This is a genomic window from Pseudomonas sp. ADAK21 (assembly GCF_012935735.1).
GTDB lineage: Bacteria > Pseudomonadota > Gammaproteobacteria > Pseudomonadales > Pseudomonadaceae > Aquipseudomonas > Aquipseudomonas proteolytica.
Genome location: NZ_CP052857.1, coordinates 4663361 through 4676303, shown reverse-complemented (window position 1 = coordinate 4676303; position 12943 = coordinate 4663361). Strand labels below are relative to the sequence as shown.

10 protein-coding genes and 1 pseudogene are annotated in these 12943 nt (G+C 60.7%); 6 read left to right on the top strand and 5 right to left on the bottom strand.

The window, feature by feature from the left end; genetic code table 11:
• Positions 1 to 68 precede the first annotated feature (68 nt).
• From HKK57_RS21230 to HKK57_RS21220, 3 genes are all read right to left on the bottom strand, one after another.
• On the bottom strand, positions 69 to 1013 hold the full coding sequence (locus tag HKK57_RS21230; protein WP_029293671.1) for a FecR family protein: 945 nt from the start codon (positions 1011 to 1013) through the stop codon (positions 69 to 71).
• Complete coding sequence (locus HKK57_RS21225; protein WP_029293670.1) at positions 1013 to 1555, bottom strand: sigma-70 family RNA polymerase sigma factor; 543 nt, start codon at positions 1553 to 1555, stop codon at positions 1013 to 1015. The genes HKK57_RS21230 and HKK57_RS21225 overlap by 1 nt, the downstream gene beginning before the upstream one ends.
• A gap of 252 nt (positions 1556 to 1807) precedes the next feature.
• Entirely contained in the window at positions 1808 to 3955 is a 2148-nt protein-coding gene (locus HKK57_RS21220) for a TonB-dependent receptor family protein (RefSeq protein ID WP_029293669.1), read from the bottom strand.
• Positions 3956 to 4125: 170 nt separating this feature from the next.
• Here HKK57_RS21220 and HKK57_RS21215 point away from each other — a divergent pair, with 170 nt between their 5' ends.
• From HKK57_RS21215 to HKK57_RS21190, 6 genes and pseudogenes are all read left to right on the top strand, one after another.
• Positions 4126 to 4287 (top strand): hypothetical protein, encoded by a 162-nt coding sequence (locus HKK57_RS21215; protein ID WP_166647865.1) that lies wholly within the window; start codon positions 4126 to 4128, stop codon positions 4285 to 4287.
• A 5-nt stretch (positions 4288 to 4292) separates the two neighbouring features.
• Complete coding sequence (locus HKK57_RS21210; RefSeq protein ID WP_029293668.1) at positions 4293 to 4931, top strand: helix-turn-helix domain-containing protein; 639 nt, start codon at positions 4293 to 4295, stop codon at positions 4929 to 4931.
• 66 nt (positions 4932 to 4997) lie between these two features.
• A complete protein-coding gene (locus HKK57_RS27225) occupies positions 4998 to 5507 on the top strand; it encodes a hypothetical protein (protein WP_029293667.1) in 510 nt (169 codons plus the stop codon).
• 350 nt (positions 5508 to 5857) lie between these two features.
• On the top strand, positions 5858 to 6694 hold the full coding sequence (locus HKK57_RS21200) for a 5'-nucleotidase, lipoprotein e(P4) family (protein WP_029293666.1): 837 nt from the start codon (positions 5858 to 5860) through the stop codon (positions 6692 to 6694).
• Positions 6695 to 7714: 1020 nt separating this feature from the next.
• Positions 7715 to 8676 (top strand): annotated as a pseudogene (locus HKK57_RS21195) (IS110 family transposase).
• Positions 8677 to 8830: 154 nt separating this feature from the next.
• A complete protein-coding gene (locus HKK57_RS21190) occupies positions 8831 to 9271 on the top strand; it encodes an HIT family protein (RefSeq protein WP_104910366.1) in 441 nt (146 codons plus the stop codon).
• On the opposite strand, the gene HKK57_RS21185 is transcribed toward HKK57_RS21190, so the two are convergent.
• Together HKK57_RS21185 and HKK57_RS21180 are read right to left on the bottom strand one after the other, a co-directional pair.
• Complete coding sequence (locus HKK57_RS21185) at positions 9258 to 10385, bottom strand: fimbrial protein (RefSeq protein WP_029293664.1); 1128 nt, start codon at positions 10383 to 10385, stop codon at positions 9258 to 9260. The genes HKK57_RS21190 and HKK57_RS21185 overlap by 14 nt on opposite strands.
• Positions 10382 to 12925, bottom strand: coding sequence for a fimbria/pilus outer membrane usher protein (locus HKK57_RS21180; protein WP_336604592.1), 2544 nt, complete (start codon positions 12923 to 12925; stop codon positions 10382 to 10384). Before HKK57_RS21180 ends, HKK57_RS21185 begins: the two co-directional genes overlap by 4 nt.
• Positions 12926 to 12943: the final 18 nt, after the last annotated feature.

Sequence of the window (12943 nt, the reverse complement as noted above, 5' to 3'; positions counted from 1 at the left end):
GACGGCCATGTCGGGAAATCGGGTATGAATGAGAGAGATTTTTATTTGAAGGGGCGTTTCCAGCCCGGTCAGAGGGGTTTGACCACCACCATCAGGTCGGTGAAATATTCCACCTTGATCGGCAGGTTATCCGCCAGGGTCGCCAGCGCCGCGTCGCTGTCATCGAGCTTGAATACCCCCGACACGCGCATGCCTTGCAACGCTTGGGCGTCAAAACGCACCATCCCATGGCGATAGCTGGCCAGGGTCTGCAGCACTTCGCTCAACGGCCGGTCATCTACCGTGAGCAAGCCACGGGTCCAGGCAGCCGGGTCGCCACTGCCGACCGGCTGTGCCGGCTGCGCGCGGCCCTGCTTGAGGATCGCACGCTGGCCTGCGGTCACTTTCACCGCAGCGCTGTCGTTGCCTTTGGCGGCTACCGTTGACTCGATCACCGTGACCACGGTGGAGCCGTCCACTGCACGCTGGACCAGAAAACGCGTACCCAGTGCCGTCGCCGTGCCCTGGTCGGTGCGCACCACGAATGGCCGTTGCGCATCCTTGGCCACCTCCACCCACATCTCGCCCTTGAGCAATTCGATCACGCGTTGCCGGCCGTCGAACTTCACGTCCAGCGCCGAGTTGCTGTTGAGTTGCACCTGGCTGCCGTCGGCCAGGGCGAGCTGGCGCCGCTCACCGACACTGGTGCGTTGGTCGGCCATCCACAGGGGCAGTTGCTCGACGCCCGCCCAGCCGACCACCAGCACACCCAACAACCCCAGGACCTGCCCGCCGCGCACGGCGTACCCGGGTTTGCGTGGGATAAAGGCCTGATTCAGCGCCAGGCGTGCCGGTTCGGCAGGCAGTTCATCGAGACTGCCCCACAAAGCCCCCATGCGCTCGAAAGCCACCCGGTGACGTGGGTCGGCTGCGCACCAAGCCTTGAATGCCTCGCGATCGGCCGTGCTGACGTCCTCGTCGTTGAGTAACGCCAGCCACTGCGCCGCTTCGCTGACAATCTGTTCAGAGGACATCAAAGCGGGTCCGCGCCATGCAGCGTCTGGTAGCAATGCACCAGCGCGCTGGAGATATAGTTTTTCACCGTGCTGGGCGAGACCTGAAGCTGGACGGCAATTTCACTGTAGGTCAGCCCGTCCAGGCGACTGAGCAGGAACGCCTCGCGGGCCTTGTCCGGCAGGCCGGCGAGCATCAGCGCTATGCGCTCCAGGGCCTGCAGCGCCACATGAATGGTCGCCGGGTCTGGCATGCCGGCGTCTTCGTACTGGATGGCCAGGGCTTGCATATAGGCTTTCTCGATCTTGCGCCGCCGCGCACCGTCAATCAGCAAGCGCCCGGCTGTGGTCGCGAGAAATGCCCGGGGCTCCTGGATGTTGTGCGGTTCGGCCAGCAGCAATACCCGCACAAATGCATCCTGGGCAAGGTCCGCCGCATGCTGCGAGCAGCCGAGTTTCTTGCGCAGCCACCCCTGTAACCAGGAGTGATGGTCACTGTAGAGCGCGGTGAGTGTCTGCTGGCGGCGGGCCATATCACATTCGGCCACAGGAAAGTCATGCATGCGCAAAAATTTCTCAAACAAGAAAGATTACCAATCGCGCAAACGATGACAGTAAAACGATGGCAGGGCAAGGGGGCCTTTGTGGCTTGGGGGCTTGTCCCGATGGGCTGCGCAGCGGCCCCAAACCTGCCTCATCGGTGTGTCAGGAAAATGGGATGTGCCTTATTGGGGCTGCTACGCAGCCCATCGGGACAAGCACCCTCGCCACGACAAGCTCTCTGGCATGACAGCCCCCCTTCATGGGGAGGCAGGTTAACGCAAGCTCCAGGAAACCCCGGCATATACGCCCATGCCGTCGCCCGGCGTCGAGCGCGCCATGTCGTTGCCGTGGTCGTCGTACCCCGGGGTCACGGTATTGGCGTAGCGCTGGTTGGTCAGGTTGCGCAGGTCGATCCAGGCTTGCCAGTCCTGTTTGGGCGCGTCATAGCCGATGGTGGCGCCCAATAAACCATAGGCTTTCGCGTAGTAGGAGTTGGCGTAGTCCACCGCCACCCGCGAGGAGTACTCGCCATTGAGGCTGCTGAAAAAGCCGCTGGGATGGCTGTAGCGCAACTGCGTCTGGTAGTAGTGCTTGGGGATGCCGGGCAGCGTGTTGTCGCCAAACCGTGGGTCGTCACGGTAGTGGAAGTTGCTGTAGGTGTAGGCTTGGCGCAGGGCCAGGCGGCCAGCATTGCCACCGTCCCACAGCGGGCTGGTGAGGCTCAGTTCCACGCCTTGGTGGATGGTCGGGCTGGCGTTGGATTCGGCGACCACCTGCGACGTGTCAGGCGTAGCCGCCTGGGTCTCGACACTGAGCAGTTCGTGGCGCACCAGCGAGTGGTACAACGCCAGGTCCCATTGGCCAAACCAGGCTTCGCCGCGCCCGCCCACTTCCAGGGTGGTGGCGGTCTGGTTTTGCAGCTCCACGCCTTCGCGGGTCAAACCTGATGCCGGATTATTAGTATCTTCAGGGAAGAACTTATTGGCCCCCCAGATCATCGACCAGGCATGTGGCGGCTCCACCGACCGGCTCAGGTTGCCATACACCTGCAACTGTGGATTGAAGTCATAGCGCAGGCCCACGCGCGGCGCATAGTCCCAGTCGTGGGTGCTCAAGGGGGCATGGGTCTCGGGATAAGTGACTTCGGTTTCGCGGCGGGTGTAGATCGCCGCCAGCCCGGTGGTCAGCCACAGGTCGGGCAGCAGTTCCAGGTCGTTGCTCACGTGCAACACCGTGTCCGACCCCAGGTAGCTGTAGTCACGGGTCTTGGTACCCGGAGCGAATGTGGCCGTGGCGCCGGCGGGCACGCGCACGTATTCCGACACGCCGTTATTGGGCATCCCCTGGGTAGTGCGCAGGCCGACCGTGGTCTTGCTGTCACGCCCCAGCAAAGTGTCCTGGCGGATGTAGTTCAAGGTACCGCTGATATCTGTGTACGCCACCTTCAACCGGTTGGTGCCCTCGCGCAGGTCCATCGGGTAATCGTGGTACACCAGGCCCGCCTCGATACGCGCGTTATCGTCCAGTTGCAGGGTGGTCTTGTTGGCGATCCACGTAGAGCCCGGTTGCAAGCGCTTGGAGTCGCGCGCCAGGTTGACCGCGTTGGCCGCGCGCGGGCTGTGTTCGATCTGCTGGCGCGTGAGTTTGCCGGGGCTGTCGTTGGCGGTTTCGCGGTAGCGCAAGTAGAAGCGCGTTTCCAGGTCCGGGTTGAACCGATAGCCGAAGTTGGCCGCCACACCCTTGCCACTGCCGGCGCTCTGTTGCTGGAAGCCGTCGTACTCGGCATCGGTCAGGCTGATGTAATAGTCGGCATCGCCCAGCACTTGCCCGGAGCTGATTTCCCGCTGGGCATAACCATGGCTGCCGGCCTCATAGCGCACGCGCAACTTGGGGGCATCGTAGCCTGTGCGGGTCACATAGTTGACCGCCCCGCCCAGGGCCAATGCGCCCCGGTCAAACCCGTTGGCGCCGCGCAGTACTTCGACGCGGCTTAGCCATAACGGATCCTTGAGTTCGTAAGGCGTGCCGCCGGGGCCGGTGAGTGGCAGGCCGTCGATGGTTTCATACAGGCCGGACGCATGACTGCCAGGACCACGGTTGATGCCCGACCCGCGAATGGAGATTTTCGTCCCTTCGTTGTTCGCAGCCTTGGCGTAGATGCCGGCCTGGTACTTGAGCACATCTTCGTTGCTGCTGACCCGGCCCTGCTCGACGCTGGCCATGTCAACGTAGTTGGTCCCGCCGGGCACCTGCTTGAGTTGCGCCTGGGCCGCCTCGCCTTCGCTCAGCTCAGTGCTGGTGACTTGCAGCGGCGCCAGTTGCAGCGCCTCCTGGGCTTGGGCCAGGTGACTGAATGTCAGGGCGACGCCGAAACCGAGCCAACGAGGAGGGAGAAACAGCAAAGGTTGAGGCAGGCGCATGGGGCCGAATCCTGGAAAAGTTCAAGCGTTGGAAGAACATGGGATACGGCAGGTCACGTCTGTTTTTAAGTCCAAAATAGAATTAATAAATGCAAACTCAGTATTTAAGGAAATAAGCCGCACGCAGTAATGTGGAGCAACCGAGTCACCACCGTCAGCCGAGACTGCCCATGTCGATATCCGCCAACGTCATTGATTTCACCCTCCACCGCAAGCGCCGCCAGGCACGTGCAGCGGCCGAGCTGATGTGGGCAATGTACGCGGCGCGTGCCGGGCTGTCGGGGTTCACCTTGCAGACCAGCAACACATCCACCGATACACGCCGGGCATAAGGCCGATGAGTTTTCTCCAGGCCATTCCCGAACGGCTGCCTCCCACCGTTCAACCCAAGGATTGCGCCACCCGCGACGACGATGCCATCGGCCAGTGCGTCGCGCATAACCTGCAGCGTCTGCGCAGCAAACGCTACTTATCCCTGGATGCGCTGGCCCGCGCCTGTGGAGTAAGCCGGGCGATGCTCGCGCAAATCGAGTCCGGGCGCAGTGTGCCGTCGATCAAGGTGCTGTGCAAAATCGCCAAGGGCCTGAAAGTGTCGGTGGCGGCGTTCCTGGAAAACCGCTCGTTCGAAGGGGTTGAACTACTGCCCGCCCACCAGAGCAAGCGCCTGGTGAGTGCCGATGGTACGTTCGTCAGCCGTGCATTGTTTCCCGACGACATGTCACGCCAGTCGGAATTCTATGAGATACGCCTGAGCGCGCGCGGTGAAGAGGTGTGCGAAGGCCGCAGGCCAGGAATCCAGGCAAACCTGGTGGTCGCTCAGGGCGTGCTGGAAGTCAGCGTCAACGAGGAGCGATATTTGCTGTCCACCGGCGACTCGATTCTGTTCTATGCCGACCAGCCCCACCGCTACCGCAACCCGGCAGACAGCGATGCGCTGGCGTTCCTGGTCATCATCCACCCCGAACGCCTGGACTGAACGCAAAAAGCCCCGCCTGAGCAATCAGGCGGGGCTTTTTCATGCCCGCGAACAGCCTGTCAGCAGGTGCAGCACATCATCGGCATGCCGTTGCAGCTCATCATCATCGGCATAGCGCAGTCATTCATCATTTTCTTCATCAGCATGCAGCAGTTGTCCATCATCGCCATGCTCATGCCGGGCATCGGCATCATCTTGCAGGTCATGCCATCGGCTTGCAGGGTGCATTCCATGACGCACTTCATCATCGGCATCGACATACCCATGGGCATGTTCATCGCCGGCATGTTGTTCATCATGGCCATGGTGTCTTGCGACATGCACATCATCGACAGATTGGCACACTGCATCATCATCGGCATGCCGCAGTTCATCATCATCGCCATCATTTCGGCGTTGTTCTTGAACATCGCCATGTCCATGCCGGCTGCCGGTTTCATCGTGCACATCATGGCATCACCGGTCATTTCGCACTGCATGGTGGCCATCATCATCGGCATGCCCATCATCGGCATCATCGGCATCGCGTTGTTCATTGGCATCTGCATGGCGTTCATCATGTTCGAAACTCCGTAATCGACAGGAAAGGACTAAATTCTGGGGCCGATTCTAGAGATGACGCATCACGCTGCAAGACGCCAGCCGAGCAGCGTAAATGGCTGCCAGACCGTCTACTCGTCACTTGCGGCAGACTTCATAGACGCGGTAGCAGACAGATACTTGTTATTGCATCCGCAGCCTACGCAGCAGCCTGGAAATGGACGCAATGGATATTCACTAAACAGCTATGTACCTTCGATAAGGAAATAAACGATCTAACCCTTGTGAAAATAGATGCCCGATGCAGGCTGGCGCGCAATATTGCGGTACTGTGCGGGGCCCGATCGTCGCTCCCCTATCGCCATTTTTCGAGGCCGACTATTTTTATGCGTCTGATGAATGTTGCCGGCGTATGCCTGCTTTCTTCGGTACTGATGGGCTGCCAACAGCGCCCACCCGCCAACGACCAACTGGATGCAGTGTTGTGGACCCAGACGTCCATCGAGCATGAGCTGATCTATCGCCAGGTGTTCGCCGACGCCACCCGCCAGCTCGACGTGGCCCTGGCCACCAAGGACTGGGACGCCCTGCCCTTTGCCCCGCGCAACCTGGCCGGCCTGCCGCCGGCGGTGATCGTCGATATCGATGAAACCCTCCTGGACAACGTGCCACTCAATGCCCGGGACATCGTCAACAACCAGGTCTACTCCTATGACCGCTGGAACACCTGGGTCGACCAAGCCAAGGCCCAGGCCCTGCCCGGCGCCGTGGCGTTTTTGCAGGCGGCCAAGCAACGCGGGATCAAGGTGTATTACCTGACCAACCGTGAGCATAGCCAGGTTCAGGCCACCGTCGACAACCTGCGTTTGCGCGGTTTCCCGGTAGAAAGCAATGAGCAGGTGCTGGCAGCCGCTACCCCGACCGGCCACTGTGAACAGGCGGGCTACGGTAAGAACTGCCGACGCCAATGGGTCGCCAGCCAGGCGCGGGTGCTGTTGATGGCTGGTGATTCCCTGGGGGATTTCGTCCAGGCCGAACACAACACCCTGGCCGCCCAACGCCGGGCGGTCGAACCCTACGCGGCTTGGTTCGGCCAGCGCTGGTTCCTGCTACCGAATCCGACCTATGGCAACTGGTACAGCGCCCCCTATGGCGACCGCGAAGATATTCCATTTGAGCAAAAGCGATTCTTCAAGCGTGAGGCCCTTCAATTACAGCAATAACCTGCTGTCTGTAGGAGCCTGGTTTGCCTGCGATGGCGGTGTACCTGCCACCAAAAATTGCGACTGAACCACCGCTTTCGCGGGCAAGCCCGCACACAGGGGGTTGCTGATAGGTCCGGGATTTTGGTCGCGACATGGACCTCATGTGGGAGCTGGCTTGCCTGCGATGGCGGTGCACCTGCCACCAAAAATTGTGACTGAACCACCGCTTTCGCGGGCAAGTCGAATCGTCGCACCGCCGCTCCCACAGGGGGTTGGTGGCAGGTCCGGGATTTTGGTTGCGACATAGATCTCATGTGGGAGCTGGCTTGCCTGCGAAAGCGGTGTACCTGCCACCAAAGATTGCGACTGAAACACCGCTTTCGCGAGCAAGTCGAATCGTCGCACCGCCGCTCCCACAGGGGGTTGGTGGCAGGTGCGGGATTTTGGTTGCGACAGGGATCTCATGTGGGAGCTGGCTTGCCTGCGATGGCGGTGTACCTGCCACCAAAAATTGTGACTGAAACACCGCTTTCGCGGGCAAGTCGAATCGTCGCACCGCCGCTCCCACAGGGGGGTTGGTGGCAGGACCGGGATTTTGGTTGCGACAGGGATCTCATGTGGGAGCTGGCTTGCCTGCGATGGCGGTGTACCTGCCACCAAAAAATGTGACTGAACCACCGCTTTCGCGGGCAAGCCCGCTCCCACAGGGGGTCGGTGGCAGGTCCGGGATTTTGGTTGCGACAGGGATCTCATGTGGGAGCTGGCTTGCCTGCGATGGCGGTGTACCTGCCACCAGAAGTTGCGACTGAAACACCGCTTTCGCGAGCAAGCCCGCTTGTATGTTTAGACTTGAAGGGGTGGGCGGCGACTAAAAGCCCGATTCCGACTCTAGCCAGTACGGACCGTGGGAGACTTCTCGTCCCGCCCTTTCTACCCTAAGCGCCGATAAGGAATTCATCGGGAAAACCGACAATAGAGGCAAGCCAGCGCTGGGATAGACCCCGACAAGCCCTTAAACCCTAGCTCCGAGGATTAGTTATGACAATCCTTACTTCACCAACGGTTGTGGGTATCGATGTGGCCAAGGCCGAAATCGTTGCCTACCGCGAAGACCTCAACGCCACTCAAGCCATTGCCAACGACCGCGATGCTCTTGGCCGCTGGCTCAACACATTACCTGCCAACAGCTCAATTGCCCTGGAAGCCACCAGCACTTACCACTTGGACACAGCTGAACTCGCCCATGAAATAGGACATCGGGTTTACGTTGTAGACGCTTATCGGTTGAGCCATTACCGCGAAAGCATTGGCCAGCGGGCGAAAACCGACCCTTGTGATGCACGTTTATTAGCGCGCTACCTGAGCAGCGAGCAGAAACGGCTACGGCTCTGGAGTCCACCTCCGCAGGCTTACAAGTTATTGAAAAGCTTGCTACACCGACGTGCAGAACTTATCAACTTGCGTGTAAGCCTCACACTGAGCTGGTCAGGCGAACCGCTTTTGAAAGACGAGTTGGCCCAGCAGTTAAAGTCCTTCAAACAAGCTGAGCAGGTCATTCAGAAGTTGCTGCACAAGGTCAGCAAAGAGGCGGGCATCACCGAAAATATCAAGCGCTGCAAAGCCATTGAGGGAGTGGGTGATCTTACGGCTACTGGTCTAGCGACAGCCTTCATGCGCGGTCAGTTCGCCAATGGCGATGCATTCATCGCTTTCTTGGGGATGGATCTGAGACCAAAAGACTCCGGAAAAAAGGCCGGCCCTCGGCACTTGAGTAAAAGGGCGATTCAGAGTTGCGGCGCCTTGCTCACAACGCAGCGATGGCCGCTAGCCGATCTGCGACCTGGAAACCGTACTACGAGTCCTACCTGGCCCGAGGACTGGCAAAGACCCAAGCCCTGGTAATCCTCGCCCGCAAGCTCTGCCGGGTGGCATTCGCGCTGATGAAAAACCAGAGCGAATACCAACCGAACTTAAGGTTGCAGGGTTTACCTGCAACATAGAATCTCCCACAGGGGGGTGGTGATAGGTCCGGGATTTTGGTTGCGACAGGGATCTCATGTGGGAGCTGGCTTGCCGGCTACTACAGGAGTCAACCGCGCGCCCTCTGATCCGTGTTTCAATGCGGCATTTCGCCAGCCCCTTTAAGGACTACGGATGTCTCTGATCTCGCAACGTGTAGCACTGGCGCGCAGCGGCGCCAATGACAAGGTGATTTGCAAAATGGCCTCCGGTTGGGCCGTGATGGGCGATGTGCAGTTTCTGCCGGGTTACTGCCTGCTGCTGCCCGATCCCGTGGTGTCGAGCCTCAACGATCTGGACACCCAGGCCAGGACCACCTACCTGCTGGACATGGCCCGCCTTGGCGATGCCGTGCTACAGGCAACCGATGCGCTGCGCATGAACTACGAAATCCTCGGCAACTCCGAGCCGGAGCTGCACTGCCACATCTTCCCCCGCTACGCCTCGGAAGCGGAGCACTACCGCAAGATGCCGGTCTGGTTCTATGACTGGAAAACCGCCACGCCGTACGCCGAAGACGTCCACGGCGCATTGCGACTGGAGATTGCGCGGTTGCTGGCCCTCACTGATAAATAATCGTGAACGTCGCCGAGGCATTGGCCGGCCCCGGCGTGACCGTGTTGGCCGTTTGCAGGTAACGCGCACGCAGGGGGATCGAATAGCTGCCCTCGGTGGTGCGCAAGGTAAGGCCACTGGCACGGTTGGTTGCCAACGGCACAGGCGTACCGTTGCTGGTCGCCACCTGCACGCCGACACCGGTTGCGGCAGGTGCCTTGCCCGTCCCGCTAGGGTCAAGGGCAAGCACGCCGTTGGTTGCGTTGATCGCCACACGCGCCGGGTCGATGCGGTACTGCAAGGAGTTGTTGACCCGGGTGCCGCTACTGGTAGTGGTGCCAGACGGTGAGGTGCCACTTTGCGAAACCCAGTTCGGCCCGCTAGTCGTATAGATCCCGCTGAACGCCGGGCAGTTGTTCAGGGCAATGGCAAAGTCTGTCCAACCCGTGGTGCTGTTGATCCCGGTGAATTTGGCAGTCAGGTGCGAGCCCATGGGCACCGACACATCCGGCGTACTGCAAGTGCGCGAGACAATCTGGATGCTGCCGGAGATGCCCATCCTGAAACCCTGCATCCTGGCGTCGCCGAAGTTACCGAATAGGCTCACGATCGGTAACGTACTGCCCATCAGTACACCCGGCGTCACATCGCCCAGCTTGATCAGGATCAGCTCAAAGTTCGACGGCCCGTCAAATGGGACCAGGCACCTCCAGCCACTCGTACAGGTGGTCCAGGCTCTACCAGATTGCCTTGGCAACGGGCCACCCAAGCTATTGAAGGCGACCCCCAGCCCCGGAATGCTGGTTCTGTAGACTTTGTTGGCATACGTCCCGCTGGACACACTGGCCAGAGCATAGCTGGATTCGACAGTCAGCTCGGTCCACTGCTGATACGGGGCGTAGAGGCACTCAAGCTTGGGCGCCTGGCCTGCCGCCATACTGAATTTCTGGCGATACACTTCAGTACCCACTGGCACATCGCGCCCGACAGTGATCGCCGAAACCTGCAATGGCATGGAGCCCACGGCCGGGCGAATACCGTCCATGTAGGTGCACGTGACCGCCATGGCCGTCCCGGCCACCGCCCACAATGCGCCGACGGCCAGGCCCGCCTTGATCAAAGCGCCGATGTTCATAACTGTACCTTTTGAAGAGTGTTGGGCTGTACGCTGCCAGCCACCTGTTTACCGGCCGCACATACGGCGTCCAACTGCTGCAACTGCTGCCCCTGACCGGGGCCGGCCGGGATCACCAGCGCGCACTGCTGATGGGTCTTGCTGCCCCAGTTGATCAGCAACTGGCGGGTTTCAGGCTTGATCCGGGCGTACAACTGACCGCCCTGCCCGACCATGCCCACCGACGTGCCTTCGGCATCGGTCACGCCCGCACCAAAGGGCAGGCTGCTGCCATCGTCGAGGCGCACGTTGAGCAACACCGCGCGGCCCTGGTTGGTGGTGTATTTGAGGTGCACCACGGCGCCAGCACGCGGAGCCACTTGCTGGCTGGTTTCGTTGAGTTCGACATCCAGCGAACTGCCAATCGGGTCGATCGCCACTTCATTCAATTCATAAGGACGCAGGTACGGCACCACGGCATTACCGCGGCTGTCGAGCTTGAGCCCTGGATACCCCGAGACCTTGGCGCCTTCGGCACCCGGCGCACTGACTACCGCCATGGTTTCACCACGATACGGCGTCATGGTTACGCCGGCGGCATGGGCCACCACCGTGCCGCTGGCGCCCACCGAGGCGCTGGTATAGCCATCGCCGCGGCCCAGGGCAGCACTGAGCATGGCCCTTGCGCCGGTGTACTGGCCATTGAGGGCTGCGCTCTTGCTGTTGCTGGCGCCATCATGGCCGAAGGTTGCGCCGTAGCCGTACTGGCGGTCATCGCCAGCGGTGCCGCTGATGCCGGCCTGTTCGCTGTAGTTGCCTTCGCTATCACGCCCCACCTGCGCAGTTATTTGCGGGCTGTGGCCAGACGCACCAAATTCCAGCGGCATACTCATGGTCAGCAAGAAGCTGTTTTGCATATCGCCCAGGCCCATGCGGCTGCGGTTGGCGTTCACGCTGAAGCTGATGCGATTGAACTGCTTGCTGTAGCTGAACTGGTACTGCAAGTCACTGCCCGGCAGGTTCCAATAGTTCTGCGCAAAACCACTGATTGCCACTTGGCCCCAGTCGCCCAGGCTCTGATCGGCAGTGACTGAGAAGCGGCTGCGTGGGCGCCCGAACATGCTGGTGTCCCAGCCACTTTTCTCGGCATCAAGCAGCTGTATGGCGTTGCTGAAATCCAGGTATTCGCTGGTGGAAAACCGATAGGCCGCAACGGAGAAGTTACTACCCGTACTCAGCACATTCTTGCTGTAGGACACGCGCATGCTCTGCCCTTTGGCGGCACCGGTGGCTAGGTCAGTCTGAGCGTGGGTCAAGTCGACGGCCATGGCCCCGATGGGCGTACCAAATGCCAGGCCGGTAAGCACCGCGGTGTAGTCATCACTTGACTGCATGCCGGCAAAGCCTGTGAAGGTATTGTTCAGGCCATATTGCACAGTACCTTGCAACAGACGCGACTGCTGGTCGACGTAGTTGTTGCGGGTTTCACCTGCAGTCAGGCTGAAACGCGAGGTGCCAGGGCGCAATAATTGGCTGACCGAGGCATACGGCACGATGAAGTTCTGTTCGGTGCCGTCGGCCTCGGCCACGCTCACGTTGAGGTCGCCGCCGTAGCCGGTGGAGTACAGGTCATCGATCACGAATGCGCCGGGGGCCACGGTGGTTTCCAGCAGGATGTTGCCGGCCTGGCGAATGGTCACCCGTGCGTTGGTGCGGGCAATGCCACGGATCACCGGGGCATAGCCGCGCATGGATTCGGGCAACATGCGGTCGTCACTGGCCAGTTGCACGCCACGGTACGACAAGGTGTCGAAGATCTCACCGGTGGTGTTGGACTCGCCCACCGTCAACTGGCTTTTCAGCGCAGTGATATCGCGTTGCACGTAAGTGTCCAGGGCCTGGTAATTGGTACCCAGGCGCGACTGCCAATTCATCGAGGCATTGTGGCGCAAGCGCCAGTCGCCCAGGTTGAGACCGGCCTGCAGCCCCAGGAACGCCGAGTCGGAATTGCCGCTGCGGGTGTGGTTACGGTTGCCGCTGAAGTTGTAGCTGAGCATACCGGCGGTGACGCCACGGTCCCACAACTCGGGGCTGACATAACCGCGCGCATTCCGCTTGAGCACCATTTGCGGGATGCTCAGGTCGAGGGCCTGGTTGTCTGGCGAGAAGGTCGCGGTGGCGCTCGGGATCAGCGTACCCAGCGCTGCGCAGCCGTGGCTGTCCAGGGCCAGGCTGGCATCGGGTGACAGGCTGGACATCTCCACGCCCTGGCGCTCAAGCAAGCCACGGGTCATGCACACCACTGGCTTGCTGCCGTCGGCCTGGGCCTCGATACGGATATCCTGGCGGCTGTTCAACTGCCCGTTAAGAATCACGTCTGCACGGTATTGCCCCGGCATCACCGGGTTGCCAGCCTGATAGGCATCAAGGTCGAGATTGCGCGAGTCCTCAGGCAGAAACGCGTCATTGAATTGCACCTCTTGCGCCAGTGCGTCCTGCACGGCCATTACGCCTGGAGCAACGGCCAGCACCTTGAGGATCAAGGCCGTGAGCGGATTCAAGGCGAAGCGAGGCCGCGC

Excerpts from the sequence above, each read along its gene's own strand:
- HKK57_RS21210 (WP_029293668.1), top strand. The coding sequence starts at position 4,293 with ATGAGTTTTCTCCAGGCCATTCCCGAACGGCTGCCTCCCACCGTTCAA.
- HKK57_RS21230 (WP_029293671.1), bottom strand. The coding sequence starts at position 1,013 with ATGTCCTCTGAACAGATTGTCAGCGAAGCGGCGCAGTGGCTGGCGTTA.
- HKK57_RS21185 (WP_029293664.1), bottom strand. The coding sequence starts at position 10,385 with ATGAACATCGGCGCTTTGATCAAGGCGGGCCTGGCCGTCGGCGCATTG.
- HKK57_RS21215 (WP_166647865.1), top strand. The coding sequence starts at position 4,126 with ATGTCGATATCCGCCAACGTCATTGATTTCACCCTCCACCGCAAGCGC.
- HKK57_RS21225 (WP_029293670.1), bottom strand. The coding sequence starts at position 1,555 with ATGCATGACTTTCCTGTGGCCGAATGTGATATGGCCCGCCGCCAGCAG.
- HKK57_RS21200 (WP_029293666.1), top strand. The coding sequence starts at position 5,858 with ATGCGTCTGATGAATGTTGCCGGCGTATGCCTGCTTTCTTCGGTACTG.
- HKK57_RS21190 (WP_104910366.1), top strand. The coding sequence starts at position 8,831 with ATGTCTCTGATCTCGCAACGTGTAGCACTGGCGCGCAGCGGCGCCAAT.
- HKK57_RS21220 (WP_029293669.1), bottom strand. The coding sequence starts at position 3,955 with ATGCGCCTGCCTCAACCTTTGCTGTTTCTCCCTCCTCGTTGGCTCGGT.